The sequence below is a fragment of the Saccharospirillum sp. genome (genome assembly GCF_039982735.1).
Taxonomy (GTDB): Bacteria; Pseudomonadota; Gammaproteobacteria; order Pseudomonadales; family Natronospirillaceae; genus Saccharospirillum.
In genome coordinates this window covers 40,267-65,932 of the sequence record NZ_JBDWXV010000021.1, presented here as the reverse complement: position 1 = coordinate 65,932, position 25,666 = coordinate 40,267, and the positions used below count along the sequence as shown (strand labels likewise).

Below are 25,666 nucleotides of genomic sequence, written 5' to 3'. Positions count from 1 at the left end.
CCGCACCACCGACGTAACCGGTGCCTGTGAACTGCCGGAAGGCGTAGAAATGGTCATGCCGGGCGACAACGTCAAGATGGACGTTACCCTGATCGCTCCGATCGCGATGGACGAAGGTCTGCGTTTCGCGATTCGTGAAGGTGGCCGTACCGTAGGTGCGGGTGTTGTAGCGAAGATCATTAAGTAAAGATTGGCTTTGAGAGCTGAGAGCGACGAGCGGTTAGTAACGGCTCATAACTCGAAGCTCGCAGCTAACCGCTCTAAAAGAGGCGCCCAAAAGGCGCCTCTTTTGCTTTAACCCTCTGATTCTTAACTGAAAATCCCGCCTACAACTCCTTTCCTAATCGCCGTTGACAGCCCTGCTCAAGATACATACAATACGCCTCCCCTGATTTCCCGGGGGTATATTGCTGTTTAACAATCTTGGAGCTTTGGTCACATGCAGAACCAAAAGATCAGAATACGCTTGAAAGCGTTCGATCATCGCCTGATCGATGCTTCGACTCAGGAGATCGTCGATACGGCTAAGCGTACTGGTGCACAGGTGCGGGGCCCGATCCCGTTGCCGACTCGCAGAGAACGCTACACCGTGCTGGTCTCTCCGCACGTGAACAAGGATGCGCGTGATCAGTACGAAATTCGTACTCACAAGCGCATGCTGGATATCGTTGAGCCAACTGAAAAGACCGTAGACGCGTTGATGAAGTTGGATTTGGCGGCAGGTGTGGACGTACAGATTAGCCTCGGCTAATCGCTGAGTCTCTAATGTAACAGCCCAAGCTGCAGTAAATCATTAAGTGGTTACAGGCGCAGTAACTGGGCGGCCATAGCGGGTTTTAGCCCCGTACATAGAGGAAAGAAAGAAATGTCAATTGGTCTGATTGGTCGTAAGACTGGCATGACTCGCGTCTTCACTGAAGACGGCGTTTCCATTCCAGTGACCGTCGTAGAAGTCGAGCCCAACCGGGTCTCGCAAGTAAAGAGCGTGGAAACCGATGGCTACTATGCAGTCCAGCTAACCGCTGGTACTCGTCGTGCCAATCGCGTCACCAAGTCTCAGGCAGGACACTTCGCGAAAGCCAGTGTTGAAGCCGGTGTGTTCACTCGTGAATTCACTCTGAAGGAAGCAGCCGAACTGAAGGCTGGCGAAGAATTGACCGTTGTCCTGTTCGAAGCAGGTCAGCGTGTGGATGTGACCGGAACCTCCAAGGGTAAAGGCTTCGCTGGTGCGATCAAGCGCCACAACTTCAGCATGCAAGACGCAACTCACGGTAACTCACTGTCTCACCGCGCACCGGGCTCTATCGGCCAGTGCCAGACGCCAGGTCGTGTGTGGAAAGGCAAGAAGATGTCTGGCCACATGGGTGCTGAGCGCTCTACTGTGCAGTCACTTGAGATCGTTCGCGTCGACGCAGAGCGTAACTTGTTGTTGATTAAGGGCGCATTGCCCGGTGCAACAGGTTCTCACGTTGTTGTTCAACCCGCGGTTAAAGGCTAAGAGGTAAGCAATGGATATTAATATTGCAGGACAAGCCAGCGCCAAGGTTGAAGTTTCCGACGCGACGTTCGGCAAAGAATTCAATGAAGCTCTGGTTCATCAGGTCGTTAACGCCTTCCTGGCCGGTGGCCGTCAAGGCAGCCGCGCTCAGAAGAGTCGCTCTGATGTAGCCGGTGGCGGTAAAAAACCCTGGCGTCAAAAAGGCACAGGCCGTGCCCGTGCCGGTACCATTCGCTCGCCCATCTGGGTCGGCGGCGGTAAGACTTTTGCAGCTCGTCCTCAGGACTGGTCGCAGAAAGTTAACCGCAAAATGTACCGTGGTGCGATGAAATCAATCCTGTCAGAACTGGTTCGTCAGGACCGTCTGATCGTGGTTGAAGGTCTGGGCATTGAACAGCCAAAGACCAAGGCGTTCCTGTCCAAAATGAAAGAATTGGACGTGAGTAATGCTTTGATCGTCTCTGACGACGTTGATTCAAACCTGTACTTGTCTGCTCGCAACGTGCCGCACGTTGAAGTCAGTGATGTTGCTGGCATCAACCCGGTAAGCCTGGTGGCCTACGAAAAAGTGGTCATTACTGTTGCCGCGCTCAAGAAGCTTGAGGAGGTTTTGGCATGAACCAGGAACGCATCTATCAGGTCGTTTACGGTCCGCACATCTCCGAGAAAGCGACCATCGTAGCGGAAGGCACTGGCCAGTACGTATTTCGTGTGGCCAAGGATGCAACTAAGCCGGAAATCAAGAAGGCCGTTGAGCAGCTGTTCGAAGTTAAAGTTCAGTCTGTTCACACTCTGATCCAGAAGGGCAAGGTAAAGCGCACTCAGCGCGGCGTTGGTAAGCGTAACGACGTTAAAAAAGCCTATGTTCGTCTGGCTGAAGGCCAAGAAATTGATTTCCTGGCGGCAGAATAAGGTAGGGGTTGCGAACAATGGCTATTGTTAAAGCAAAGCCGACGTCAGCTGGACGTCGTCACGTTATCAAGACTTACAACGCCGAACTGCACACCGGTGCGCCATACGCGCCACTGGTTGAAAAGCAGTCCAAGAGCGGTGGCCGTAACAACATGGGTCGCATTACTACGCGTCACATTGGTGGTGGTCACAAGTCGCATTACCGCAAGGTTGATTTCAAGCGCAACAAAGATGGCATCAATGCCAAAGTTGAGCGTCTGGAATACGATCCGAACCGGACTGCGAACATCGCCCTGGTTCTGTACGCAGACGGTGAACGTCGTTACATCCTGGCGCCGGCCGGTTTGACGGCAGGTGATCAGATCGTATCCGGAGAGCACGCGCCAATCAAAGTGGGCAACACCATGCCACTGCGCAGCATTCCTCTGGGTTCGACGATTCACAACATTGAGATGAAGCCCGGCAAGGGTGGCCAGATGGTCCGCTCTGCAGGTAACTCAGCTCAGCTGGTCGCGCGCGAAGGCACCTATGCCACCTTGCGTTTGCGGTCCGGTGAAATGCGTAAAGTTCTGTCAGATTGCCGCGCCACCCTGGGTGAAGTGAGCAACTCTGAACATAGCCTGCGTGTATTGGGTAAAGCCGGTGCTACTCGCTGGCGTGGTGTCCGTCCGACGGTTCGTGGTGTTGTAATGAACCCGGTCGATCACCCGCACGGTGGTGGTGAAGGTAAAACCTCGGGTGGACGTCATCCGGTCACGCCTTGGGGTGTTCCCACCAAGGGATACAAAACTCGTAAGAACAAGCGCACGGACAAGTACATCGTTCGTCGTCGTTCTTCGAAGTAACTGAAATAAGAGGAAAAGGCTGTGCCACGTTCACTTAAGAAGGGTCCATTCGTCGACCTGCACTTGATGAAGAAGGTAGAGGCTGCACTGGAAAACGGTGACAAACGGCCCCTGAAAACCTGGTCGCGTCGCTCCACAATCTTCCCGGAATTCGTCGGGTTGACCTTTGCAGTCCATAATGGCCGTCAACATGTACCTGTTTATGTCACAGAGGACATGGTGGGTCATAAGTTGGGTGAATTCGCGCTGACTCGTACTTATAAGGGTCATGTTGCGGACAAGAAGGCTAAGCGGTAATAGAGGGTAGACATGATGGAAACACAAGCTGTATTACGCGGTGCTCGCTTGTCTGCTCAGAAAGGTCGTCTTGTAGCAGACATGATTCGCGGCAAGTCAGTGGCGGAAGCCCTGGATCTGCTGACATTCAGCCCTCAAAAAGGTGCTGCAATCGTCAAGAAGGTTCTGGAATCGGCCATTGCGAATGCAGAACACAATGACGGTGCAGACGTAGATGAGCTTTCAGTCGCCTCCATCTTTGTAGATGAAGGTATGACCATGAAGCGTATCCGTCCGCGTGCTAAAGGCCGTGCTGATCGTATCTTTAAGCGTACGAGCCACATTACGGTCAAGGTTGCCGAGAAATAAGGGGAGAATGACAGATGGGCCAGAAAGTACATCCCACCGGGATCCGGCTCGGCATCACTAAAGACCATAGTTCGGTCTGGTATGCCGACTCCAAGGATTACTCCAAGAAGCTGTTGAACGATATTCAGGTTCGCAGCTACCTGGAGAAGAAACTGGAAAAAGCGTCAGTAAGTAAAATCGTGATTGAGCGTCCTGCGCAGAACGCCAAAATCACCATCCACACCGCTCGCCCTGGCATTGTCATCGGCAAGAAAGGTGAAGATGTAGAAGTGCTGCGTCAGGAAGTATCCGCCATGATGGGGATTCCGGTGCACATTAACATCGAAGAGATCCGCAAGCCTGATCTGGACTCCAAACTGGTTGCCCAGTCTGTAGCTGGCCAGCTCGAGCGTCGTGTCATGTTCCGCCGCGCTATGAAGCGTGTGATGCAGAACGCGATGCGCAATGGCGCAAAAGGTGTTCGGATTCAGGTCAGTGGCCGTTTGGGTGGTGCTGAGATTGCGCGGACCGAGTGGTATCTCGAAGGTCGCGTTCCCTTGCACACGCTGCGTGCTGACATCGACTACGCTACGGCCGAAGCACACACCACTTACGGTGTGATCGGTATCAAAGTGTGGATTTTCAAAGGCGAAATCCTGGGTGGTATCGAGCAAGTTCGTGCTCAAGCCAAGGCGCCCAAGAAAAAGGCTTCACGGTAAGGAGTACGTAGATGCTGCAACCTAAACGTACAAAGTTCCGCAAAATGCAAAAGGGCCGTAACCGCGGTCTGGCACTGCGCGGTAGCAAAGTGAGCTTCGGCGAGTACGCGCTGAAGGCAACAGGGCGCGGACGCATTACAGCTCGTCAAATCGAAGCTGCTCGTCGCGCGATGACACGTCACATTAAACGTGGCGGCAAGATCTGGATCCGCGTTTTCCCGGACAAACCCATTTCCAAGAAGCCCTTGGAAGTTCGGATGGGTAAAGGTAAGGGTAACGTAGAATACTGGGTAGCTCAGATTCAGCCCGGTAAAGTCTTGTACGAAATGGAAGGTGTTGGTGAAGATGTAGCCTTGGAGGCGTTCCGCCTTGCAGCTGCCAAATTGCCGATATCAACCGTTGTTGTTAAACGGCAGGTGATGTAATGAACGCTAGTGATCTTCGTGAAAAGTCCGTAGACGAGCTGAATAACACCCTGTTGGAGTTGCTTCGCGATCAGTTCAAATATCGCATGCAAAAAGCGACGGGTCAGTTGACTCAGACGCATCTGCTGAAGCAAGTCCGCAAGGACATCGCTCGTGTCAAAACAGTATTGACTCAGAAAGCAGGTGCTTGATATGTCTGAACAAACAGCCCGTACCGTGACCGGTCAGGTCGTCAGCAACAAGGCTGAAAAGACCGTTACCGTAAAGATAGAGCGTACGGTTACTCACCCGATTTACGGGAAAATCGTAAAGCGTTCTACCAAGATGCATGCGCACGATGAAAACAATGAGTGCCAGATCGGCGACTTCGTCACCATCGAAGAATGCCGTCCTTTGTCCAAGTCCAAGACTTGGCGTCTGGTTCGCGTTGAAGAACGTGCGACTACCGTTTAACAGCGCCTGGGAGTTTGAGAGATGATTCAAACAGAAACCGTTTTAGACGTTGCGGATAACAGCGGTGCCAAGCGCGTCCAGTGCATCAAGGTGTTGGGCGGTTCTCACCGTCGCTATGCCGGCATTGGTGACTTGATCAAGGTCTCCGTGAAGGAAGCAATTCCTCGCGGCAAGGTCAAAAAAGGTCAAGTGATGAACGCTGTTGTTGTGCGCACGCGCAAGGGTGTACGTCGCCCTGACGGATCCGTGATCCGTTTTGACACCAACTCTGCGGTGTTACTTAACACTCAGCACGCCCCGATCGGCACCCGGATCTTTGGCCCGGTGACCCGTGAACTGCGTACCGAGAAATTTATGAAAATCATTTCCCTGGCGCCGGAAGTACTGTAAGCCCTCTGGGCTTACGTTACTGGACGGTAGCAGGAAGTGGAGTAGCGAATGAACAAGTTTAAAAGTGGCGACGACGTTGTCGTAATTGCCGGGAAAGACAAAGGCAAGCGCGGCAAGATCACCAAGGTGATCAGCGACGCCAAGAAAGGCCCGCGTTTTGTGGTATCTGGTGTGAATCTGATGAAGAAGCACCAGAAGCCGAACCCGAACCTGGGTGTCCAGGGCGGGATCGTCGAGAAAGAGGCTCCGATTGCGGCCTCCAACGTAGCGATCTTCAATTCAGAAACCAACAAGGGCGACCGGGTTGGCTTTTTGATCAAAGAAGACGGTACCAAGGTCCGCATCTTCAAGTCCACGAAGAAAGAAATTGGTGTATAAGGGCGGGATACGACATGTCTAGACTCAAAGAGCTCTACAAAACTGACGCTGTCCCTGCACTCCAAGAAGAGTTCGGGTACAAGAACGTCATGGAAATCCCGCGCGTCACCAAGATCACCTTGAACATGGGCGTGGGCGAAGCTATCGGCGACAAAAAGCAGATGGATAACGCTGTTGCAAACCTTGAAGCGATCGCTGGCCAGAAGGTCATGGTCACCAAGGCGCGCAAGTCCATCGCGGGTTTCAAAGTTCGTGAAGACTGGCCGATTGGCTGTAAAGTCACACTGCGCGGTGAGCGTATGTGGGAATTTATGGATCGTCTGATCGACATTTCATTGCCGCGTATGCGTGACTTCCGGGGTATCAACCCCAAGTCATTCGACGGCCGTGGCAACTACAGCATGGGTGTGAAAGAGCAGATTATCTTCCCCGAAATCGAATACGATAAGGTCGATAAGCTGCGTGGTCTGGATATTACCGTGACCACAACTGCTCGCACCAATGACGAAGGTCGCGCATTGCTGAAGGCGCTGGCCTTCCCATTCAAAGGTTAAGGGGAAAGGTCATGGCTAAAGTAAGTATGAAGGCGCGTGAAGCCAAGCGCATCAAGACCATCGCCAAGTATGCTGAGAAGCGTGCAAAGCTCAAAGCGATCATCAAAGACTCCAGCAGTACTGATGAGCAGGTTTGGGAAGCACAGCAATCGCTGCAAAAGCTGCCAAGAGACGCAAGTCCTGTTAGACTGCAGCGCCGCTGTCAGTTGACCGGCCGTCCACATGCGGTTTACCGCAAGTTCGGTCTGTCACGTATCAAGCTGCGTGAACAAGCCATGTTGGGCAATGTTCCGGGTTTGAAAAAGTCAAGTTGGTAAGCAAAGTGGTCCGGACTGGGGCATGTCGCCCCGGTTACCGCACTCGCTGTACACTTAGAGGTAATATTGAATGAGCATGCAAGACACACTTGCGGATATGTTCACACGTATCCGTAATGCTCAGCAGTCCAGTCACGCCATTGTTACCCTGCCGTCTTCAAAGCAAAAGATCGCTGTTGCGACCGTGCTGAAGAACGAAGGGTTCGTGGATGACTTTTCTGTTGAGGGCGAAGGCAAAAAGGTAATGCACATCACCCTGCGTTACTTTGAAGGCAAGCCGGTGATTGAATCGATCAAGCGCGTTTCACGTCCAGGTCTGCGTCAATACCGCGGCAGCGACGAGCTGCCCAAGGTATCGGGCGGGCTGGGTATCGCCATCGTTTCAACATCCAAAGGCGTTATGACCGACCGCGCGGCCCGTGCTGCGGGTGTGGGCGGTGAAATCATCTGCGAAGTCTTCTAAGGGAGTTGAACGATGTCTCGAATAGCTAACGCTCCTATTACGGTTCCGGCAGGTGTGGAAGTCAAGCTCGCTAGCGACAAGATTTCTGTCAAGGGCTCCAATGCAGCTCTTGAAACCAATCTGCACGGTTCTGTAGAAATAAAGCAGGACGGCAACACGCTGACCTTTGCCCCCCGTGATGGAGGCAAGATCGCGCACGCCATGTCAGGCACTATGCGTGCTCTGGTTAACAACATGGTTGTCGGTGTCACCACCGGTTTTGAAAAGCGCCTGCAACTGAACGGTGTCGGGTATCGTGCGAAAGCATCCGGCAGTTCCGTCAATTTGACACTGGGCTTCTCCCATCCGATCGATTACACCCTGCCTGCAGGTGTGTCGGCCGAGACCCCTAGCAACACTGAAATCGTGCTGAAAAGCGCCGATAAGCAGCAGCTGGGTCAGGTCGCCGCAGAAATTCGTGCGTTCCGTCCGCCGGAACCGTACAAAGGCAAAGGTGTTCGGTACGCGGATGAATACGTCCGTCGTAAAGAAGCCAAGAAAAAATAAGGGCATAGGTCATGAACGAAAAGAAAGTATCCCGTTTACGCCGTGCTCGCCGCAGCCGCATCAAGATCCGCGAATTGGGCGTGCACCGTCTGTGTGTAAACCGGTCGAACCAGCATATTTACGCGCAAGTCATCGCTCCCAATGGCAGCGTTGTGGTTGCATCAGCGTCTACGCTGGACGAATCGCTGCGTAAAGACGCGACGAGTAACGTAGATGCCGCTATCAAGGTAGGCGCTCTGATCGCAGAGCGGGCCAAGGCAGCCGGTATCGAACAGGTGGCTTTTGACCGGTCTGGTTTTAAATACCATGGCCGTGTGAAGGCTTTGGCAGACGCTGCCCGTGAAGGTGGCCTGAAATTCTAAGGTGCGAATGATGGCAAATAACGATCAAGCTCAAGCTGGCGGCGATCTGCAGGAAAAATTGGTCCAGGTAAACCGAGTAGCCAAAGTGGTGAAAGGTGGCCGGATTTTCGGTTTTACTGCACTGACAGTTGTTGGCGACGGCAATGGTAAAGTCGGCTTTGGCCGTGGCAAGGCGCGTGAAGTGCCTGTTGCGATCCAGAAGGCGATGGACGCGGCTCGCCGCAACATGATCCAGGTTCAACTGACTGAAGGCACGTTGCAATATCCGGTAAACGCCCGTCACGGCGCTTCCAAGGTATACATGCAGCCTGCTTCAGACGGTACTGGTGTCATTGCAGGCGGCGCGATGCGTGCCGTTCTGGAAGTTGCCGGTGTGCAAAACGTTCTGGCCAAGTGCTACGGCTCAACCAATCCGGTTAACGTCGTACGTGCAACCGTTAACGGTTTGGCCAAGATGCGTTCTCCTGAAGATGTGGCTGCCAAGCGTGGCAAGTCCGTCGAATACATTACGGAGTAACGGACATGGCTAAAGCAAAAACAGTAAAGGTTCAGCTGTTCCGCAGCCCCATCGCAACTCAGCCCAAGCATAAATTGTGCGTTCAGGGTCTGGGTTTGAAGAAGGTGGGCCAGGTCCGCGAACTGGAAGATACACCTTCCGTTCGTGGCATGATCAACAAAGTGAACTATATGGTTCGCGTGGTTGAGGGTGAGTAACATGTTTCTGAATACATTGAGCCCCGCTGAGGGCTCGACAACCGCTCCCAAGCGGGTTGGCCGTGGTATCGGCTCTGGTCTGGGTAAGACCGGCGGTCGTGGTCACAAGGGTCAGAAGTCCCGTTCAGGCGGTTCCGTCAAACCAGGTTTCGAAGGCGGTCAGATGCCTTTGCAGCGTCGCTTGCCGAAATTTGGTTTTACCTCCCGTCAGGCGCCTTTTGTCGCTGAGATTCGCCTGCACGAACTGGTCAAGGCCGGTGTCGAGGTTGTGGATCTCGCTGCGTTGAAAAAAGCCGATATCATCGGTGAAAAGATCAAGCGGGCGCGTGTCATCCTGTCAGGTGAAATCAGCCAGGCCGTTACGGTCAAGGGTCTGAAAGTCACCAAGGGTGCAAAGGCAGCCATTGAAGCTGCGGGCGGAAAGGTAGAGGAATAATTCTCCATGACCAGACAAGGACTACCGGCCGGGTCGCAAGGAGGGCTGGGCGAGCTTTGGACTCGCCTTCGCTTCCTTCTGTTAGCGCTCCTGGTCTACCGTATCGGTGCACACATTCCAGTTCCGGGTATTAACCCGGACAGTCTGTCTGCATTGTTCGAGCGTAACCGTGACACCATCCTGAGCATGTTTAACATGTTCTCCGGTGGCGCACTGGAACGTATGAGTATCTTCGCGCTCGGCATTATGCCGTACATTTCCGCGTCGATTATCATGCAGCTCCTGACGGTCGTGAGTCCCCATCTGGAACAGCTCAAGAAGGAAGGTGAAGCTGGCCGTCGCAAGATGAGCCAGTACACCCGATACGGCACGCTGGTGCTGGCAATTATCCAGTCTTTCGCCCTCTCGGCGGGTCTGGCCAGCCAGAACATAGCGTTCGATACTGGTCCGTCATTTTACTTTGTTGCCGTGGTCACGCTGACTTGCGGCACCATGTTCATGATGTGGCTGGGTGAACAGATCACTGAACGCGGTATTGGCAATGGTATTTCCATGCTGATATTCGCGGGCATTGTAGCGGGCTTGCCCGGTGCAATCGGCCAGAGCTTTGAGAGTGCCCGTCAGGGTGAACTCAGCATTATTGCTCTGCTGTTGATCGGTCTGGTTGCGGTGGCTGTGGTAGCGTTCATTGTCTTTATTGAACGCGGCCAGCGCCGGATCACCATCAATTACGCCAAGCGTCAGCAAGGTCGTAAGGTGTTCCAGGCTCAGAGCAGTCATTTGCCGCTGAAGATCAACATGGCCGGTGTGATTCCGCCCATCTTTGCCTCCAGCCTCTTGCTGTTCCCGGCTTCGCTGGGTAACTGGTTTGGCAGTGGTGACGGTATGGGCTGGATGCAGGATATCGCTCTGCTGCTCAGTCCGGGCCAGCCGCTGTACATTCTGCTGTTCGCATTCGCAGTCGTCTTCTTCTGCTATTTCTACACAGCAGTAACCTTCAATCCGAAGGATGTGGCTGAAAACCTGAAGCGGTCCGGTGCATTTATACCGGGGATTCGCCCAGGTGAGCAGACTTCCCGTTATATCGACGGTGTGTCTGCACGGCTGACCTTCTTTGGTGCGATGTACATTACCGCTGTGTCCTTGCTGCCCCAGGCCCTGGTGATAGCCGCCAACGTTCCGTTTTACTTTGGTGGTACCTCGCTGTTGATCGTGGTGGTGGTTGTGATGGACTTTATGGCTCAGGTGCAAAGTCACTTGATGTCCCACCAGTACTCGTCAGTGATGAAAAAGGCCAATCTGAAGTCGATTGGCAACAACTGAAGAGACTGAGTGATTACCAGTTATTGGAGTGAAGCATGAAAGTACGTGCGTCAGTCAAGAAAATGTGCCGTAACTGCAAGATTATCCGCCGTAACGGTGCTGTTCGTGTGATCTGCACGGATCCAAAGCACAAGCAGCGTCAGGGTTAATTGCAGTCGGTTGGTTAGCGTCAGGGCATTACGGGTTGATTTTGTAAAGCCCAGGCGCTATCATCTCGCGCCCCTTAAATAGGGGGTTCATTAATAGAGCCACAACGGCTCTATTAAACGTTTGATAACGGAGTAAGTTGAATGGCCCGTATAGCAGGCGTCAATATTCCTGACAACAAGCATGCGGTGATCTCGCTGACCTATATCTATGGTATTGGTCGCACCACTGCTTATGCCATCTGTACATCGGTTGGGGTTGAACCTACGGCTAAAGTGAAGGATTTGTCCGACGAGAAGCTGGACGAGATCCGTAATGAAGTCGGCAAGTACACTGTAGAAGGTGACTTGCGTCGTGAAATTCAGATGAACATCAAGCGGTTGATGGATCTGGGTTGCTACCGTGGTATCCGCCACCGTCGTAACCTACCTTTGCGTGGCCAGCGTACGAAGACGAACGCCCGCACCCGTAAAGGTCCGAAGAAGCCGATCAAACGCTAACACCGTTTGAAGGTCGCTTGAATCAGGTCTTTTGACCACAGTATTGATAACAGTTTTTGCATAGGAAATCGAAGATGGCAAAGCCAGGTACGAACCGGTCGCGCAAAAAGGTGAAAAAGCAGGTCGCTGATGGCATCGCGCACATCCATGCGTCCTTTAACAACACCATTGTGACCATTACGGACCGCCAAGGAAACGCCCTGAGCTGGGCAACTTCCGGTGGCTCCGGTTTCCGTGGATCTCGTAAGAGCACTCCTTTTGCAGCCCAGGTCGCCGCTGAGCGAGCCGGTGTTGCAGCCCAGGAATATGGTCTGAAGAATTTGGACGTCGAGGTGAAAGGCCCCGGTCCAGGTCGCGAATCTGCGGTACGAGCATTGAACGCGTGTGGCTATCGAATCAGCAACATTACCGATGTGACACCCATCCCTCACAACGGTTGCCGCCCGCCCAAGAAGCGCCGCGTGTAATAAAGGAGACAGAGTTTAATGGCACGTTATATTGGTCCTAAGTGTAAGCTGTCTCGTCGTGAAGGCACAGATCTGTTTCTGAAGAGCGGAGTTCGTTCACTCGACTCCAAATGTAAAGCAGAAACCGTTCCTGGTGTACACGGTGCACGCCGCGGTCGTTTGTCAGATTATGGCGTACAGCTGCGCGAGAAACAGAAAGTCCGTCGCATGTACGGTGTTCTTGAGAAGCAGTTCCGTAACTACTACAAGGCTGCGGCCCGTTCCAAGGGTGCTACCGGTGAAAACCTGTTGCAACTTCTTGAAACCCGTCTGGATAACGTTGTATACCGCATGGGCTTTGGTGCTACCCGCTCCGAGTCTCGTCAGTTGGTTGCACACAAAGCCATTTTGGTGAACGGCGAAACCGTCAACATTGCGTCCTACCAGGTACAACCGGGTGACGTCGTGGCGATCCGCGAAAAGAGCAAGACTCAGCTGCGTATTCAAAGCGCGCTGGATATCTCTGTACAGCGTTCGCCCGTCTCCTGGGTTGAAGTTGATGCCAAGAAGATGGAAGGCAAGTTCGTGTCCAAACCCGAACGTGCTGACCTGAGTCAGGAAATCAACGAAAACCTGATCGTGGAATTGTACTCCAAGTAATCTCACTGCAAATAGGGGCATCTATGCAGCGTTCAGCCAACGACTTTTTGACGCCACGTCATATCGATGTGCAGGAAATCAGCGCCAACCGGGCCAAGATCACGCTCGAGCCGCTTGAGCGCGGTTTCGGTCACACTCTGGGCAACGCGCTGCGTCGTATCCTGCTGTCGTCCATGCCTGGCGCCGCAATCACCGACGTTGAGATCGACGGTGTATTGCACGAGTACAGCACTATCGAAGGTGTGCAGGAAGACGTACAGGAAATCTTGCTTAACCTGAAAGACGTCGCCGTCAAGCTGTTCGACCGCGAAGAAGTGACCCTGACGCTGAAGAAGAAAGGCGCAGGCAATCTGACCGCGGGCGATATCCAGTTGGATCATGGCGTTGAAGTGGCCAATCCGGATCACATTATTGCCCACCTGGGTAGCAATGCGGATGTAAGCATGACGCTGCGTGTGACCACTGGCCGTGGTTATGTCCCTGCGGAATCCCGCAGCAGTGGTGAAGACGAGAGTAAACCCATCGGTAGACTGCAGTTGGATGCTACCTACAGCCCGGTCGTTCGGGTTGCCTACAACGTCGATGCGGCGCGTGTAGAGCAGCGTACAGACCTGGATAAGCTGGTGATTGAGCTGGAAACAAAGGGCACCCTGGATCCTGAAGAAGCGATTCGTCGTGCAGCCACCATCCTGCAACAGCAGGTAGCGGCCTTTGTAGACCTGGATCACCATGCTGAAAGCGAGCCGGAGAAGGAAGAAGACAAGATCGATCCTATCCTGCTGCGTCCGGTCGACGATCTGGAACTGACAGTACGTTCGGCCAACTGTCTGAAAGCAGAAAACATCTACTACATTGGTGACCTGATTCAGCGCACCGAAGTAGAACTGCTGAAGACACCGAACCTCGGCAAGAAGTCTTTGACTGAAATCAAAGACGTTCTGGCATCCAAGGGTCTTTCTCTGGGCATGGTCCTCGAGAACTGGCCACCTGCAAGTTTGAAGAATGACGATAAGGTTCTTTCGTAACCTTATGTCCGGCTGGTAAGGAATGTAACAATGCGTCATCGTAAAATTGGTCGTCACTTTAACCGTACCAGTGCTCACCGCAAAGCCATGTTCCAAAACATGTGCAATTCTTTGTTTGAGCACGAAGTGATTAAAACGACCTTGCCGAAGGCAAAAGAGCTGCGTCGTTTCGCAGAGCCCCTGATTACTCTGGCCAAGGAAGACTCCGTGGCCAACCGTCGTCTGGCGTTCGATCGTACTCGCTCTCCGGTAGCTGTAGGTAAGTTGTTTAATGAATTGGGTCCTCGCTACAAGGCTCGCCCGGGTGGTTACCTGCGTGTGCTGAAGTGTGGCTTCCGTGCTGGTGACAACGCGCCTATGGCGATTGTTGAGCTGGTAGACCGTCCTGTAGACGGTGAAGTGGTCGACGAGGCTTCTTAAGCCCCGCTGTAAACTATTGGAAAGACCCCAAAGACCGCCTCCGGGCGGTTTTTTTGTGGGTGCTGTAAAAGCAAAGTGGAAGCTCAGCAGAACAGTGCATCGAACCGGTCCGTGATCCGGGTTCATTGCCAAAGGTGATAAAAGCAGTAGGCTCGAGGCTTATAAAAACAACAGACTGAGCCATGCTATGACTGTGCTATTTACGCCTTCGGCCGAACAAAAGGCCAAATCCCAAATGGGTGTTTTTGCCGACCTGTTGAAGCGCAAATACCCGGTAGAATTAGAAGACTACCAGGCATTGCAGCAGTGGTCGGTACAGAACCTGACTACGTTCTGGCGCGAGCTGTGGGCGTTTGCCGGTGTGCAGGGAAATCCGGGTGAGACTGTACTCGAGCAGTCGACCATGCCTGGCGCGCGCTGGTTTCCCGAGGCCCGTCTGAACTTCAGTACGAACCTGTTGCATGTCGGCCGTGATGCGGACACGGCTCTAATTGCGATTTCAGAGACTCGCCACGAGCACCGTTATAGTTACGCCGATCTGCGCCAGGCGGTGGCTAGACTGGCTGGTTTTCTGCGACATGAGTGCGGCGTAGAACCTGGAGACAGGGTGGCGGCTTACCTTGGTAATACTCCCGAGGCGATCATTGGAATGCTGGCCGCAAGCCGAATTGGTGCTGTCTGGACTTCAGCGTCGCCCGATTTCGGCTACGAGGGCGTGCTTGATCGCTTCGGTCAGGTAGAACCCAAGGTGGTGATCGCCGGCAATGGGTATGGCTATGGTGGAAAGGCTATCGAACGTACCGGGGTCGCTAAGAGCCTGCAAGCAGCGCTGCCAACGGTGCGGCAGTGGGTACAGGTCGATACACTGCCCAGTGCCGACGTGATCGACGGTGCCTGGCAATGGGAAGAGGTGGTCAATCGCGAATGGCCCGTGGCTCCTCCACTGGAACTGGCGTTCGATCACCCACTTTATATCCTGTATTCCTCCGGTACCACCGGCAAGCCCAAGTGCATCGTACACGGGGCCGGGGGCACTCTGTTGCAGCATGCCAAGGAACTCCGGCTGCACGGTGATATCTCGCAGGATTCCGTGTTTTTCTACTTCACCACAACGGGCTGGATGATGTGGAACTGGCTGGCTTCGGGTCTGATGACCGGTGCGTCGCTGGTTTTGTTCGACGGTAACCCCATGTACCCCCGGTCGGATGTGCTGTGGCAGCTGGCGGACAAGCTGGGCATCACCCACTTCGGCACCAGCGCCAAGTACCTCTCTGCCTGTCGCAAGCAGGACCTCGAGCCCGGCAAAACCTTTGACCTGAGCGCTCTGTCCACGGTTTTTTCGACGGGTTCGCCACTGGCGCCGGAAGACTACGACTGGGTTTACTCAGCCTTAAAACCGGATGTAATGCTGCAATCCATCTCGGGTGGTACCGACATTGTCTCCTGCTTTGTCGGTGGCAACCCCTGGTCATCGGTCGTGCGCGGTAAGATTCAGGGGGCCAATCTTGGTATGGACGTGCAGGCCTGGAATGAGGCCGGGGAGAAGGTTGTTAACCAGCGCGGCGAGCTGGTGTGTGCACAACCTGCACCGTGCATGCCGATAGGCTTCTGGAACGACCCAGGCGACGAGCGTTACCGGGCCGCGTACTTTGAGCGCTTTGACGGTGTTTGGGCCCATGGTGATTTTATCGAATTCGATGACGCAGGCCAGGCGGTAATTCACGGCCGCAGTGACACCACCCTGAACCCCGGAGGCGTTCGTATTGGCACTGCGGAGATCTATCGTCAGGTAGAGACACTAACGGAGGTTGCAGACTCCCTGGTAGTAGGGCAGGCCGTCGACGGTGACGTGAAGGTCATTCTGTTTGTGCAGCTGCCTGAAGGGCAGCAGCTGGACAAGGCACTGACTGGCCGCATTCGTCAGCGCATCCGCGAAAACACCACGCCGCGCCACGTCCCGGCCGACATCGTTCAGGTACCGGCCATTCCCTATACCCGCTCTGGCAAGAAAGTCGAGCTCGCTGTCACCCAGATTCTGCGCGGTGAAGAGCCCGCTAACCTGACCGCGTTGTCTAACCCTGAATCCTTGCAGGCCTACCGGGATTATTACGCTGGTTTATAGTTATCCCTGGTTAACCTGGAACCAGGCGAGTGTTCGTGCAGATCAGCAGGATTAACCGACCTGGTGGCTTGCACGGATTCCTGGTACCCCCGAATCGTCGCACTATACGACACCCTCAGTAGCATGGACCGCTACTTTGAACGTCGCGCTTTTCCTGTCCGTTATTCCGCTTATAGTGGCTCCCGTCAGCCGATGTAAGGCTGCTCAAGAAGTACAACAACAACAAGACGATAATGCAGGGAGGGATTCACTGTGACTCAATCAGCCATTTCCACTGTTTTTGAATACATTAATGCGCATCCGGGATATCGCGCGACCATGGGGGTCATTGTCTCGCAACAAGCTCAGCAAACCGTTTTGTGCTGGGGTGCGGTCAGTGACGACGATACCAGCTACGTGCCCGATCTGACGTATTACCGGATTCGCTGGCCCGATGCTGACTGGATGCCCCTATCTGAGCAACAAGCGCAATTATTCGACCAGGCTTACGATCGACGTGATCACGACGCCTCGTCCCGGCAGACAGCCGGAAATTCTCGCTCCTGGATGCAATAACCCGCCGTACCAGGGGCATTCCCCGCAGTCCTCTCGCCGGTGGAGGTCATCACCGGTTAGCCATTCGACTGCTCGATCGGTTGGATGGCGGAGAACCCGTCTGGTTCTCTGAGTACTCCTCGACATTTGGCCCCGTAAGGGGCCCTTTTTTATTCTGTGTAGGGATCGCACCGGCTCAGTAATACCAGCGAGTGAGGCTTAAGCTCATAATCCCGCCTGATGCGTTCCGTTTGTTCCGGCCTCAGGCCCTCATTGCGCGCCGTATCGAACTCCACCTTCCAGCCCGAGTGCGGATTGGCCGGCAGCGTGAAGGTGCAATCGTGACCACCGCTGTTCAGCATCAGCAGATAATATTCCTCACACCGATGCAGATTGATCGCCGGGTTGCGGATGTCGGTAGACAATAGGATACCCAGGCAGCGGGTATGAGGGTTTTGCCAGTCGCGGATTTCCATGGCGTACCCGTCGTTGCGATACCAGTGCACGGCGTCCGTCGTCACCGGTGCATTAGAATGCGCTGGCGCATCAAACACCAAATTGCGAAACAGCGTGCTGGACTGACGTATGCTAATGCACTGGGCAATAAAACGCTGAAATGGACCGTCCTTCTGATCCCAGTGAACCCAACTGATCTCGTTGTCCTGGCAGTAGGCGTTGTTGTTGCCTTGCTGGGTGCGATTCAACTCGTCACCGCCGAGCAGATGCACAGCGCCTTGCGACAACAGCAAGGTGGCCAGCATGTTGCGCTTGATCTGCTGGCGATGCGCCAGGATGTTGCCATCGTCGGTGTCGCCTTCACTTCCCCAGTTAAAGCTCAGGTTGTTGCCATGGCCATCGAGGTTGCGTTCCTGGTTGGCGGCGTTGTGCCGGTCGTTGTAGGACACCAGGTCGTGGAGCGTAAAACCGTCGTGGTAGGTCACATAATTCAGGCTGGTTGAACTTGAATGCGCGTTCTTGTTGAGCACATCCCGCGAGCCCATCAGTACATTGGCCAGCTCTGGCATAACACCCATGTCAGCCCGCCAGAAGCGGCGCAGGGTATCGCGAAAGCGATCGTTGCATTCGTACCAGTTGGCGGGAAAGTTGCCCAGTTGATAGCCACCCCGGCCGATGTCCCAGGGCTCGGCGATCAGCTTTGAATGGCGAATCACCGGGTCCTGGTTACAGGCCATGAAAAAGGCCGCCCGGCTGGAAAAATCCCATTCCTCGCGGCCCAGTGCCGCAGCCAGATCAAAACGGAAACCATCGACCCGGTAGGTTTGCAACCAGTGGCGCAGGCTATCCATCACCAGTTGCAGCGTTACCTCCTCGTGCAGGTTCACACTGTTTCCACACCCGGTATTGTCGATAAAGTGGCTGAAGTCTCCTTGCTGATGCCGGTAGAACCAGGGCCCGTGCAGGCCTTTCTGGCTGACGCAGGGGCCGAGCAAATCGGATTCGGCGGTGTGGTTGTAGACCACGTCCATGATGACTTCGATGCCAGCCTGGTGCAGGGCGCGTACCAGTGTTTTGAACTCGGTGACGGCATCGTCGACGGCATAGCGTGGGTCGGGGGCAAAGAAAGACACCGGGTTGTAGCCCCAGTAATTGGTCAGCCCCAGGTTTGGCAGGCGGGGCTCACTCATGAAGGCGAAGCAGGGCATCAGCTGCACAGCGGTGACACCCAGTGACTGCAGGTGGGCCACACTCGCCTCATGGGCAAAGCCGAGGTAGGTGCCGCGCAGGTGCTCGGGCACCGCCGGGTTCAACTGGCTGAAGCCTTTAACGTGCGCTTCATAGATGACGGTATCGGGCCAGGGAGTTTTCGGCGCCCGGCTGTTCTGCCAGTCAAAGTCGTCCGCTGCCGGGGTCAGGCCTTTCGGGACCAGGGCGGCGCTGTCCATGGGGCAGGGCTTCAGGCACGTAAGATCGCTGGCATCATGTGCGTAGAGGCTGCGATTGGGTTCAAACGGGCCGGACAACGCCACCGCGTAGGGGTCGAGCAGTACCTTGTTCGGGTTGAACAGGGCCCCCAGGCCGGGCTTGAACTCGCCTTCAGCGCGATATCCATAGCGCGTTTGGGGCACTAGATCGGGAACATAGCCGTGCCAGATGTCACCGGTGCGGTGTAATGGCAATGGCTCGCCCCAGGGTTGATCCTGATCGTCAAAAAAGCACAGCAGTACCCGGGTTGCCTGGGGGCTGAAGATCGCAAAGTTACAGCCGTTATCTCCCGGGTGGGCTCCCAGCGGAAAGGGGTGCCCGGGTTCAAGCCGCATTTCGGCTGCGGATGTTGAGCTCGACATTGAAAACCTCGTGGTGAAGCGGGCGTCTGTGAGACCCGGGCGTCAGCGACGGCAGTTACGCGGCCCCCCTCGCGTCAGGCCCTTTCAGCCCGACTCACGCCCGAGCGAATACATCGCCAGAGTATGCGCCAATGCGCCCCAGACTGACATGACCTGCCTGGCGTATCGGCCTGGCGTCACTCCGGCATCAGTTTCAGAAACATGGCACCCAGAGGTGGTAGGGTGAACCGCAGATGCTGCGCCTGACCATCGGCCGGGCCAGGCTCGGTCGATAAGTGGGTGGCTGTCGGGAAATTGCTGCCGCCGTAGTATTCCGAATCGCTGTTCAACACGACCTCGTACCGGCCTGGCACCAGAGTACCCAGTACATAATCTTCGCGCGGCATGGGGGTGAAGTTGACGATGATCAGCATCAGCTCTTTGCCATCCAGCGACCGGCGGAACAGGCTGAGCACACTCGCTTCGGCATCGCCGGCGTTGATCCAGCCAAAGCCTTCGGCTTCGCAATCGGTTTCATATAGCGCTGGCTCAGAGCGGTAGAGCTTGTTCAGGTCCCGGAACAGCGCCTGGATGCCACGGTGACGCGGGTATTGCAGCAGACCCCAGTCGAGCTGGGCCCGGTAATTCCACTCCAGCGTCTGGCCGAATTCGTTGCCCATGAAGTTCAGTTTCTTGCCGGGGTGGGCAAACATATAGCTGTAATAAGCGCGAAGATTGGCGGCCTGTTGCCATTCATCGCCTGGCATCCGGGTCATTACCGTGCCTTTGCCGTGCACCACTTCATCGTGCGACAGCGGCAGTACGAAGTTCTCATTGAAGGCATACACCCCCGAGAAAGTCAGGGCGTCGTGGTGGAATTTGCGGTACACCGGGTCCTGTTTCATGTAGCCGAGGGTGTCGTGCATCCAGCCCATGTTCCACTTGAACCCGAAGCCCAGGCCGCCGGCGTAAACGGGGCGGGAAACACCGTCGAAGGCGGTGGATTCCTCGGCAATGGTGTAGCAATTCGGGAAGCGGCCATAAACGGTTTCGTTGAAGCGGCGCACGAAGGCAATGGCTTCATAGTTGTGATTGCCGCCGTCGACGTTGGGGGTCCATTCGCCTTCCTCGCGCGAGTAGTCGAGATACAACATCGAGGCGACAGCATCGACGCGCAGGCCGTCGACGTGAAATTCCTCAAGCCAGATCAGCGCCGACGACACCAGAAAATCACAGACGGTGTAGCGGCCAAAATCGTAGATGTAGGAGTTCCAGTCCGGGTGCCAGCCACGCTGGGGGTCGGCGTACTCAAAAAGCGGCGTGCCGTCGAAACGGGCGAGGCCGTGTTCGTCGGCTGGGAAATGGGCCGGCACCCAGTCGACGATGACCGCAATGCCGTGCTGGTGGCACTTGTCGACCAGGTATTTGAATTCATCCGGCGTACCAAAGCGGCTGGTCGGCGCAAACAGTCCGATCGGCTGGTAACCCCAACTGCCATCGTAGGGATATTCCGACACCGGCATCAGTTCGAGGTGGGTGAACTTCATGTCGAGCAGGTAGGGAATCAGTTCATCGGCCAGATCGTGGTAGTTAAGCGGTTGTCCATCCCGGGTTTTCCAGGATCCGGCATGCAGCTCATAGATGCTCATCGGCTCGTGCCGTGGATCACTGGCGGCGCGTTTCTGCCAGGCCTGATCCTGCCATTTGTAGGCACCGTGATCGATGACGATGGAATTGAAATCCGGGTATTGGGTAATGCCAAAGGCGTAGGGGTCGCACTTGTGCGGGAGCAGGTGCTCGCGCGCGTCTTTAAGCTCGAATTTATAGGCATCACCCGCCTGAAGGTGCGGCACAAACAAGCGCCAGATGCCATCGTGATGGCTGGCCATCGGGTGCCGCCGGCCATCCCAGTTATTGAAATCCCCGATCACACTGACGCTGCGCGCATTTGGGGCATAGACGGCAAAGCGAACCCCGGTCACCTCGGTGCCGTTCAGTTTGGTTGAGCACAGTTGGGCGCCCATGGTCTTATACAGCGTCGATGAATCACAGGGCATGTCTTCAAAGGTGCGTTCAATGCACTGATAGGCGTCGATGACGTCCCACTCGTGTCCACCTTTGCCCTGTACATGCAACTGATAGGCTGGGCGTTTTTTTTGCTTGAGCGTCAGTTCAAAGACATCGCTGTTCGGCCAGCGACTGAAGCGACCGAGTAACTTGCCCGTTTTCAGATCATGGGCTTCCAGTTGCTCGGCATCGGGCTGATACACCCGGATCAGCCAGCCGGCGTCGGTTTCAAAGACGCCCAGATGATCAAATGGGCGGGCTTCCAGTACATGCTGTAAACGGTCGACGAGTTCCCGGTCGGGTTGATTCATAGTGGTTACACTGCCTTGTCGGTCTGGTCGAGTGGCCTGTCTGGTCGGCCTGTTCTGGCTGAAACAGGCGACCTCTGTTTTTATTGGGTCCGTACCTGATTCCCAGTGTAGACCGAAGCGATCTGCTTTGCAGCGTTACCCACCCAGTGTCAGGCTCAGGGTCGGCACCCAATCGGCCTGCTCAGGTCGGTAATACACCGATGCGGTAGGCACCAGTCGCAAACGACTGTTGCGGAACACATTGGACGGTGCGCTCAGTTGAACCCCGTATGCGCTGCGTTGTTCTTCATCACGGTATTGCACCCGGGCGTCGAACGCCAGGGTCAGGCTGCGCAGATAGAGTAGTCGGCCGAGGGCGGCATCTACGGGTCCGAGACTGAACTGATAGTTGGCCCGGCTGGCAGCCATATCGAGCGTTACCGGAGCGGATTCGAACACGGGGGAAGTGGGTATGCGACTGCTGCCGGTAAAGTCCGGGTCACGGCGTTGCCATTGGCCCGAGATGCTGAAGTGATGGTTGTCCGCGAGACCGGGAATTTGCACGGAGTTGCTCAAAGCGAGCTGGAAGCCGCCGGTGTCCAGTTGGGTGTCGAGCAGAGCGGCCGGGGCGATGGCGATCGGTGCCTGTAGGTCTCGCGGTGCGGCCTGGTGAGCCCAATAGCCGGAGAGCCCGGCCTCAATGAAGCTGGCTTCGGCCGAGGCGTTTGAATCGATTGCGGTGGCTCTCAAGTGTGTGATGCCCAGGCTTGGCTCCAGACCTATCCGGGCAACGCCCCGGGTTTGCTGCAGCGGTACGGACAATGCCAGCCGGGTTTCGGTATCGATCCGGTTTAGGTCGGCATCGGGTTGCTGCTCTGCGGACAAAGAAACGACCGGCCAGTAACGACGCCAGTTGAGGGCCAGGGACCCGGTGGGGGTATCTGCTTCCCAGTTGTAACCCAGGCTGATGCTGGTACTCAGCGTGTTCATCAGGTTGGTGTTGTACAGGTTAATGGCGGCGGCCTGGTTGTCGGCGCTTAGCAGCCAGCTGTTGGGTAGCCAGTCGCCGGGTGCATAGCGAAACCGTTCGGCCGGGCCTGCGTTTATCTGCACCGGGTCGACCGGTTGGGCTAGTGGGGCGATGTAGGGTTCCTGAGGCGCGACGTCGGCTTCGGGCACCCAGTGCGCTTGAGGCTGTGACTCGCCGGGCCAGGGGTGTTCCACCAGAGCATGGCCGTTGGCCTGGTAGTCGGTACTGAGCAGCCGCTGTTGTTGCTCGTCCCAAACGATGAAGTAGTTCCCGAAGGGTCGCTGACTGATCCGATAACGGGCGCCGCTGGCCGTGTCCAGCGCCCAGAGGCTGTCGATGCCGCCGCGATCGCTGGTGTAAAGCACCCGGTCGTTAGCCTGCACCGGGGAACGCCAGGTCTCGCCTTGCACTGGCCCGGCCAGGGTGCGCAGTTGACCGGTCTGACCGGACCAGTGCATCAGTTGGGTGCCAGCGTCGGTAAGCAGGGCAAATACCCAGTCGCCTTCGTCATTAGCCGACATATCAAAGGCGAGACTCCGCTTAGGCAGCTGGATCTGCTTTAGGCTCTGGCCATCCGGACTTAGCAAATCGAGCTGGCTGTTGCGGTCCGTGCTGAAGCGGTGGGCGAGCAGGTGCCCGGTGCTGGCCTGACCCGCCGAAGTGATGTCTCCCAGATCGGTCAGTTGATACCGCTCGGACGTTTGAATGTCATAACAATACAGGTCGCGCGTGACGTCACGGTTAAAACGGGGGTGCTCCCGGCCTTCAGCCCAGCAAAAACGTTCATTGGCGTAACTGACCGTTTTTTGCTTCGCGGTTCCGGTGTAGCCCGCAGCGACGGCCGCAGGCAAGGTGACAACCCGGTATGTCTCATCCTGAGACAGAATAACCAGGTGGCTGCCTGTTTTTACATCCATTTCCACGGCCAGCACCCAGTCTTCGTCTATGGCGACCGGGTAGAGGCTTTGCCAGTGATCCGACGCGGGTTCCCACAGCGGCGTCACCGGGGTGATGTCGAGGGCATCGACCGTGCCTTGCCAGCGCTGGTGCAGTTCATCCCAGGCGGCGTGGTAGGTCTGGCTCAGGCTCTTGCCGGTCAGGGTGCGAATGCGACCATCGAACGTGAAGCCTGCACCGGGTTCGGCAACTCCTCCGAGTGCCTCATCCAGAATCAGCGAGCCGTGTTCGCGTCGCAGGTAGCTGGTCATCAGATAACCGAAATCGTAGGGGCTGACCCGGGGGTACTGTTCAAAGCCGGTGCCGAGCATGGCCCGGTCGTAGGAGTAGCGTTGCCCGGTCAATTCATGGGTACGGAGCCACAGATCGAACGAGGCCACACGCCCGCGCCCGCCCTGGGTAAGCCGGGTCTCTTCGGCGACGGCATCGCCTTCGAGCAGCCAATTGGGGTAAAACAGCAGCACGATGGCCATGGTGCCGTTCTCGCCGGCCAGTACTCGGGCCACGCGTCCGGTGGTGGTATCCAGTGGCTGGGTAAACTGCACCAGATGACGACCCTCGTGCACGGTTAGAAGGTCGAGCCATTCCAGCCCGCCCAGTGAGGATGGCTGATTGAAAAACACAGATTGAATGGGGTCGCTTCGTACAAAGCCGTTGGATGTCAGCGTAGCGGCGGACAACACGATGGGAATGCGTCGGGGTGGTCTGTGGGCTGGCATCGATTCGGTCAGTGCCGGCCAGTAAGTACCCAGTCGATTCGCCACATAGCGCGCTTCGGCTTCAAGCCCTTCCGGGTAGACAATATCGAAACCGGGCATTGATATCTGGTGCCAGTCCCGACCGGTCCGGTCCTGGTCGTTGGCATGAGCAGACAGTGCCAGGCTCACCAGCAAGGCCGTTACGGCCAGTGCAATCGCACGAAAAGTCACAGCGGATTCCTTTCAAAAAAACCGGTTGGGTGTCTGAAAGGCGCAGTGTAAAAGAATATCCGTAAGGATGCCCGGCTCCGTTAACACCCTCTCTTTCGGGGGGGATGGAGCCAGGCTTAAGGCGAAAGCGCTGACGCGGCTATCAGGCCGCCTGACGCAAGGCGGCTATGCGGTCATCCAGGCTGGGGTGGGAGGCAAAGAGTTCCTTGCGCTTGCCCTTGATGCCAAAGGCGACCAGTTGACCATCCAGTTGTGAATCCTGCCCGGTTTTCAACCGCTCCAGCGCGGCAATCATCTTCGGTGCGCCGACCAGAGACGCTGAACCGGCGTCAGCCCGGTATTCACGCTGGCGTGAGAACCACATGGCAATGATGCTGGCGAGCACGCCAAAGACCATTTCCATCACCATCACCACCGCCAGGTAGCTGAAGAAACCCAGGCCCTGGCCATTATCGTTACCGCGCGCGATGGCGTTGTTGATGATTTGCGCTACGATGCGCGCAAAGAAGATCACGAAGGTGTTCAACACGCCCTGAACCAGCGCCATGGTCACCATGTCGCCATTGGCGATGTGCGAAATCTCGTGTGCCAGAACCGCTTCGGCTTCATCGCGGTTCATGGTGCGCATGAGCCCAACCGATACTGCCACCAGTGAGTTGTTCTTGCTGGCGCCCGTGGCAAAGGCGTTTGCCTCGGGTGCCGGAAACACCGCTACTTCAGGCATGCCAATGTTGGCCTGCTTGGCCAGCCGCGCAACGGTTTCCATCAGCCACTGTTCTTCGGCGTTGCGCGGCTTTTCAATCACTTGAGCACCGGTCGCGCGCTTGGCCATCCATTTGGAGAGCATCAGCGAAATAAAGCTGCCGCCCATACCAAAGGCAAAGGCCAGCACCAGATAACCGCCGGTATTGCCAAGCTGAACCCCGAAAGCGGGCAGAATAACGTTCATAAAGACACCCAGCACCACAATGATGGCCAGGTTCGTCCCGAGGAAAAGCATGATGCGCTGCATAACAACACCTATAAGAAATGGGTCCCGCTATTATGGGGCCACCAGCGCGGCTGGCAAGTAGGCCAAAGGTCAGCTTTGTATAAATCGGCGGGTTGTAGTGAAGCGCTGGGGTGTCATGCGTTAGAAATTCGTTGTGATTGAACCACGGATGATCCAGGGGCTGTTGGGTGCGTCTACTGGGGGCCGTTAGACCCCAGGGATGCGGTATCCGAGTCTACATGGATGTATTTACGACGTGCTCCCAGTAGACGTACCCGACAGTCCGACTGGCACAGGCGCAACA

At 55.7% G+C, this 25,666-nt stretch carries 34 protein-coding genes and 1 pseudogene; 31 read left to right on the top strand and 4 right to left on the bottom strand.

Translation table 11 applies throughout. The features are described 5' to 3' along the window. The 31 genes and pseudogenes from ABJT94_RS18425 to ABJT94_RS18275 all read left to right on the top strand — a co-directional run. Positions 1–187: pseudogene (locus ABJT94_RS18425) on the top strand (elongation factor Tu); the annotation flags it as partial. A gap of 252 nt (positions 188–439) precedes the next feature. Further along, complete coding sequence (gene rpsJ, locus ABJT94_RS18420; RefSeq protein WP_028671296.1) at positions 440–751, top strand: 30S ribosomal protein S10; 312 nt, start codon at positions 440–442, stop codon at positions 749–751. A gap of 114 nt (positions 752–865) precedes the next feature. Next, positions 866–1,498, top strand: a complete 633-nt coding sequence (gene rplC / locus ABJT94_RS18415; RefSeq protein WP_127559584.1) for a 50S ribosomal protein L3 — start codon at positions 866–868, stop codon at positions 1,496–1,498. Positions 1,499–1,508: 10 nt separating this feature from the next. Next, positions 1,509–2,117, top strand: a complete 609-nt coding sequence (gene rplD / locus ABJT94_RS18410; RefSeq protein ID WP_213676709.1) for a 50S ribosomal protein L4 — start codon at positions 1,509–1,511, stop codon at positions 2,115–2,117. Then, positions 2,114–2,410 carry a 50S ribosomal protein L23 gene (gene rplW / locus ABJT94_RS18405; RefSeq protein WP_028671293.1) on the top strand — a complete coding sequence of 99 codons (297 nt, stop codon included), beginning with the start codon at positions 2,114–2,116 and terminating at the stop codon, positions 2,408–2,410. The genes rplD and rplW overlap by 4 nt, the downstream gene beginning before the upstream one ends. A 17-nt stretch (positions 2,411–2,427) precedes the next feature. Further along, positions 2,428–3,255 (top strand): 50S ribosomal protein L2, encoded by an 828-nt coding sequence (gene rplB / locus ABJT94_RS18400; protein ID WP_028671292.1) that lies wholly within the window; start codon positions 2,428–2,430, stop codon positions 3,253–3,255. 21 nt (positions 3,256–3,276) lie between these two features. Beyond that, entirely contained in the window at positions 3,277–3,552 is a 276-nt protein-coding gene (gene rpsS / locus ABJT94_RS18395) for a 30S ribosomal protein S19 (RefSeq protein ID WP_028671291.1), read from the top strand. Positions 3,553–3,567: 15 nt separating this feature from the next. Beyond that, positions 3,568–3,900, top strand: a complete 333-nt coding sequence (gene rplV / locus ABJT94_RS18390; protein WP_028671290.1) for a 50S ribosomal protein L22 — start codon at positions 3,568–3,570, stop codon at positions 3,898–3,900. Positions 3,901–3,914: 14 nt separating this feature from the next. Next, complete coding sequence (rpsC, locus tag ABJT94_RS18385) at positions 3,915–4,598, top strand: 30S ribosomal protein S3 (protein WP_028671289.1); 684 nt, start codon at positions 3,915–3,917, stop codon at positions 4,596–4,598. A gap of 11 nt (positions 4,599–4,609) precedes the next feature. After that, complete coding sequence (rplP, locus tag ABJT94_RS18380; protein WP_127559588.1) at positions 4,610–5,023, top strand: 50S ribosomal protein L16; 414 nt, start codon at positions 4,610–4,612, stop codon at positions 5,021–5,023. Further along, positions 5,023–5,214, top strand: coding sequence for a 50S ribosomal protein L29 (gene rpmC / locus ABJT94_RS18375; protein WP_028671287.1), 192 nt, complete (start codon positions 5,023–5,025; stop codon positions 5,212–5,214). The genes rplP and rpmC overlap by 1 nt, the downstream gene beginning before the upstream one ends. A gap of 1 nt (position 5,215) precedes the next feature. Further along, entirely contained in the window at positions 5,216–5,476 is a 261-nt protein-coding gene (rpsQ, locus tag ABJT94_RS18370) for a 30S ribosomal protein S17 (RefSeq protein ID WP_127559589.1), read from the top strand. 21 nt (positions 5,477–5,497) lie between these two features. Beyond that, entirely contained in the window at positions 5,498–5,866 is a 369-nt protein-coding gene (rplN, locus tag ABJT94_RS18365) for a 50S ribosomal protein L14 (protein WP_127559591.1), read from the top strand. A 48-nt stretch (positions 5,867–5,914) separates the two neighbouring features. After that, positions 5,915–6,244, top strand: a complete 330-nt coding sequence (gene rplX / locus ABJT94_RS18360; protein WP_213676711.1) for a 50S ribosomal protein L24 — start codon at positions 5,915–5,917, stop codon at positions 6,242–6,244. Positions 6,245–6,258: 14 nt separating this feature from the next. Beyond that, positions 6,259–6,798, top strand: coding sequence for a 50S ribosomal protein L5 (gene rplE / locus ABJT94_RS18355; protein WP_127559594.1), 540 nt, complete (start codon positions 6,259–6,261; stop codon positions 6,796–6,798). A gap of 11 nt (positions 6,799–6,809) precedes the next feature. Next, entirely contained in the window at positions 6,810–7,115 is a 306-nt protein-coding gene (gene rpsN, locus ABJT94_RS18350) for a 30S ribosomal protein S14 (protein WP_348474141.1), read from the top strand. Positions 7,116–7,185: 70 nt separating this feature from the next. Further along, positions 7,186–7,578: a 30S ribosomal protein S8 gene (rpsH, locus tag ABJT94_RS18345; RefSeq protein ID WP_348474140.1), complete on the top strand. Its 393-nt coding sequence runs from the start codon at positions 7,186–7,188 to the stop codon at positions 7,576–7,578. 12 nt (positions 7,579–7,590) lie between these two features. Further along, a complete protein-coding gene (gene rplF / locus ABJT94_RS18340) occupies positions 7,591–8,124 on the top strand; it encodes a 50S ribosomal protein L6 (protein WP_348474139.1) in 534 nt (177 codons plus the stop codon). Between the two features lie 11 nt (positions 8,125–8,135). Further along, on the top strand, positions 8,136–8,486 hold the full coding sequence (gene rplR, locus ABJT94_RS18335) for a 50S ribosomal protein L18 (RefSeq protein WP_348474138.1): 351 nt from the start codon (positions 8,136–8,138) through the stop codon (positions 8,484–8,486). Positions 8,487–8,496: 10 nt separating this feature from the next. Next, positions 8,497–9,003 (top strand): 30S ribosomal protein S5, encoded by a 507-nt coding sequence (gene rpsE, locus ABJT94_RS18330; RefSeq protein ID WP_028671278.1) that lies wholly within the window; start codon positions 8,497–8,499, stop codon positions 9,001–9,003. A gap of 5 nt (positions 9,004–9,008) precedes the next feature. Beyond that, the gene (gene rpmD / locus ABJT94_RS18325) at positions 9,009–9,200 is read left to right on the top strand and encodes a 50S ribosomal protein L30 (protein ID WP_127559604.1); all 192 of its coding nucleotides are present in this window, start codon (positions 9,009–9,011) and stop codon (positions 9,198–9,200) included. A gap of 1 nt (position 9,201) precedes the next feature. Then, a complete protein-coding gene (gene rplO, locus ABJT94_RS18320) occupies positions 9,202–9,636 on the top strand; it encodes a 50S ribosomal protein L15 (protein ID WP_028671276.1) in 435 nt (144 codons plus the stop codon). A 6-nt stretch (positions 9,637–9,642) separates the two neighbouring features. Continuing rightward, positions 9,643–10,959, top strand: coding sequence for a preprotein translocase subunit SecY (secY, locus tag ABJT94_RS18315; protein WP_028671275.1), 1,317 nt, complete (start codon positions 9,643–9,645; stop codon positions 10,957–10,959). Positions 10,960–10,994: 35 nt separating this feature from the next. Beyond that, the gene (rpmJ, locus tag ABJT94_RS18310; RefSeq protein WP_348474137.1) at positions 10,995–11,108 is read left to right on the top strand and encodes a 50S ribosomal protein L36; all 114 of its coding nucleotides are present in this window, start codon (positions 10,995–10,997) and stop codon (positions 11,106–11,108) included. Positions 11,109–11,249: 141 nt separating this feature from the next. Then, on the top strand, positions 11,250–11,606 hold the full coding sequence (gene rpsM, locus ABJT94_RS18305) for a 30S ribosomal protein S13 (RefSeq protein ID WP_028671274.1): 357 nt from the start codon (positions 11,250–11,252) through the stop codon (positions 11,604–11,606). A 74-nt stretch (positions 11,607–11,680) separates the two neighbouring features. Beyond that, the gene (gene rpsK, locus ABJT94_RS18300; protein ID WP_028671273.1) at positions 11,681–12,073 is read left to right on the top strand and encodes a 30S ribosomal protein S11; all 393 of its coding nucleotides are present in this window, start codon (positions 11,681–11,683) and stop codon (positions 12,071–12,073) included. 18 nt (positions 12,074–12,091) lie between these two features. Next, positions 12,092–12,712, top strand: coding sequence for a 30S ribosomal protein S4 (gene rpsD, locus ABJT94_RS18295; RefSeq protein ID WP_348474136.1), 621 nt, complete (start codon positions 12,092–12,094; stop codon positions 12,710–12,712). A gap of 23 nt (positions 12,713–12,735) precedes the next feature. Then, entirely contained in the window at positions 12,736–13,737 is a 1,002-nt protein-coding gene (rpoA, locus tag ABJT94_RS18290; protein WP_028671271.1) for a DNA-directed RNA polymerase subunit alpha, read from the top strand. A 30-nt stretch (positions 13,738–13,767) separates the two neighbouring features. After that, positions 13,768–14,157 (top strand): 50S ribosomal protein L17, encoded by a 390-nt coding sequence (gene rplQ / locus ABJT94_RS18285; protein WP_127559608.1) that lies wholly within the window; start codon positions 13,768–13,770, stop codon positions 14,155–14,157. A 187-nt stretch (positions 14,158–14,344) separates the two neighbouring features. After that, positions 14,345–16,279 (top strand): acetoacetate--CoA ligase, encoded by a 1,935-nt coding sequence (locus tag ABJT94_RS18280; protein ID WP_348474135.1) that lies wholly within the window; start codon positions 14,345–14,347, stop codon positions 16,277–16,279. Between the two features lie 252 nt (positions 16,280–16,531). Further along, complete coding sequence (locus ABJT94_RS18275; RefSeq protein WP_348474134.1) at positions 16,532–16,834, top strand: hypothetical protein; 303 nt, start codon at positions 16,532–16,534, stop codon at positions 16,832–16,834. Positions 16,835–16,983: 149 nt separating this feature from the next. Here the strand turns inward: ABJT94_RS18275 and glgX are convergent, their stop codons facing one another. The 4 genes from glgX to htpX all read right to left on the bottom strand — a co-directional run bounded on the left by glgX (position 16,984) and on the right by htpX (position 25,383). Beyond that, positions 16,984–19,119 carry a glycogen debranching protein GlgX gene (glgX, locus tag ABJT94_RS18270; RefSeq protein WP_348474133.1) on the bottom strand — a complete coding sequence of 712 codons (2,136 nt, stop codon included), beginning with the start codon at positions 19,117–19,119 and terminating at the stop codon, positions 16,984–16,986. 176 nt (positions 19,120–19,295) lie between these two features. Further along, positions 19,296–21,476 (bottom strand): 1,4-alpha-glucan branching protein GlgB, encoded by a 2,181-nt coding sequence (gene glgB, locus ABJT94_RS18265; protein WP_348474132.1) that lies wholly within the window; start codon positions 21,474–21,476, stop codon positions 19,296–19,298. Between the two features lie 135 nt (positions 21,477–21,611). Next, a complete protein-coding gene (locus tag ABJT94_RS18260) occupies positions 21,612–24,371 on the bottom strand; it encodes a hypothetical protein (protein WP_348474131.1) in 2,760 nt (919 codons plus the stop codon). A 142-nt stretch (positions 24,372–24,513) separates the two neighbouring features. Continuing rightward, positions 24,514–25,383, bottom strand: a complete 870-nt coding sequence (htpX, locus tag ABJT94_RS18255) for a protease HtpX (RefSeq protein ID WP_348474130.1) — start codon at positions 25,381–25,383, stop codon at positions 24,514–24,516. Positions 25,384–25,666 lie beyond the last annotated feature (283 nt).

Bases quoted from the DNA above. Each gene is read 5' to 3' on its own strand.
- rplX (WP_213676711.1), top strand. From the start codon at position 5,915: ATGAACAAGTTTAAAAGTGGCGACGACGTTGTCGTAATTGCCGGGAAA.
- rpsC (WP_028671289.1), top strand. From the start codon at position 3,915: ATGGGCCAGAAAGTACATCCCACCGGGATCCGGCTCGGCATCACTAAA.
- glgB (WP_348474132.1), bottom strand. From the start codon at position 21,476: ATGAATCAACCCGACCGGGAACTCGTCGACCGTTTACAGCATGTACTG.
- rpsM (WP_028671274.1), top strand. From the start codon at position 11,250: ATGGCCCGTATAGCAGGCGTCAATATTCCTGACAACAAGCATGCGGTG.
- rplW (WP_028671293.1), top strand. From the start codon at position 2,114: ATGAACCAGGAACGCATCTATCAGGTCGTTTACGGTCCGCACATCTCC.
- rplV (WP_028671290.1), top strand. From the start codon at position 3,568: ATGGAAACACAAGCTGTATTACGCGGTGCTCGCTTGTCTGCTCAGAAA.
- rplD (WP_213676709.1), top strand. From the start codon at position 1,509: ATGGATATTAATATTGCAGGACAAGCCAGCGCCAAGGTTGAAGTTTCC.
- rpsH (WP_348474140.1), top strand. From the start codon at position 7,186: ATGAGCATGCAAGACACACTTGCGGATATGTTCACACGTATCCGTAAT.
- glgX (WP_348474133.1), bottom strand. From the start codon at position 19,119: ATGTCGAGCTCAACATCCGCAGCCGAAATGCGGCTTGAACCCGGGCAC.
- rpmJ (WP_348474137.1), top strand. From the start codon at position 10,995: ATGAAAGTACGTGCGTCAGTCAAGAAAATGTGCCGTAACTGCAAGATT.
- secY (WP_028671275.1), top strand. From the start codon at position 9,643: ATGACCAGACAAGGACTACCGGCCGGGTCGCAAGGAGGGCTGGGCGAG.
- htpX (WP_348474130.1), bottom strand. From the start codon at position 25,383: ATGCAGCGCATCATGCTTTTCCTCGGGACGAACCTGGCCATCATTGTG.
- rplQ (WP_127559608.1), top strand. From the start codon at position 13,768: ATGCGTCATCGTAAAATTGGTCGTCACTTTAACCGTACCAGTGCTCAC.
- rpoA (WP_028671271.1), top strand. From the start codon at position 12,736: ATGCAGCGTTCAGCCAACGACTTTTTGACGCCACGTCATATCGATGTG.
- rpsK (WP_028671273.1), top strand. From the start codon at position 11,681: ATGGCAAAGCCAGGTACGAACCGGTCGCGCAAAAAGGTGAAAAAGCAG.
- rpsJ (WP_028671296.1), top strand. From the start codon at position 440: ATGCAGAACCAAAAGATCAGAATACGCTTGAAAGCGTTCGATCATCGC.
- rpsD (WP_348474136.1), top strand. From the start codon at position 12,092: ATGGCACGTTATATTGGTCCTAAGTGTAAGCTGTCTCGTCGTGAAGGC.
- rplB (WP_028671292.1), top strand. From the start codon at position 2,428: ATGGCTATTGTTAAAGCAAAGCCGACGTCAGCTGGACGTCGTCACGTT.
- ABJT94_RS18280 (WP_348474135.1), top strand. From the start codon at position 14,345: ATGACTGTGCTATTTACGCCTTCGGCCGAACAAAAGGCCAAATCCCAA.
- rplF (WP_348474139.1), top strand. From the start codon at position 7,591: ATGTCTCGAATAGCTAACGCTCCTATTACGGTTCCGGCAGGTGTGGAA.
- rpsE (WP_028671278.1), top strand. From the start codon at position 8,497: ATGGCAAATAACGATCAAGCTCAAGCTGGCGGCGATCTGCAGGAAAAA.
- rplR (WP_348474138.1), top strand. From the start codon at position 8,136: ATGAACGAAAAGAAAGTATCCCGTTTACGCCGTGCTCGCCGCAGCCGC.
- rplE (WP_127559594.1), top strand. From the start codon at position 6,259: ATGTCTAGACTCAAAGAGCTCTACAAAACTGACGCTGTCCCTGCACTC.
- rpmC (WP_028671287.1), top strand. From the start codon at position 5,023: ATGAACGCTAGTGATCTTCGTGAAAAGTCCGTAGACGAGCTGAATAAC.
- rplN (WP_127559591.1), top strand. From the start codon at position 5,498: ATGATTCAAACAGAAACCGTTTTAGACGTTGCGGATAACAGCGGTGCC.
- rpsQ (WP_127559589.1), top strand. From the start codon at position 5,216: ATGTCTGAACAAACAGCCCGTACCGTGACCGGTCAGGTCGTCAGCAAC.
- rplO (WP_028671276.1), top strand. From the start codon at position 9,202: ATGTTTCTGAATACATTGAGCCCCGCTGAGGGCTCGACAACCGCTCCC.
- rplC (WP_127559584.1), top strand. From the start codon at position 866: ATGTCAATTGGTCTGATTGGTCGTAAGACTGGCATGACTCGCGTCTTC.
- rpsN (WP_348474141.1), top strand. From the start codon at position 6,810: ATGGCTAAAGTAAGTATGAAGGCGCGTGAAGCCAAGCGCATCAAGACC.
- rpmD (WP_127559604.1), top strand. From the start codon at position 9,009: ATGGCTAAAGCAAAAACAGTAAAGGTTCAGCTGTTCCGCAGCCCCATC.
- rplP (WP_127559588.1), top strand. From the start codon at position 4,610: ATGCTGCAACCTAAACGTACAAAGTTCCGCAAAATGCAAAAGGGCCGT.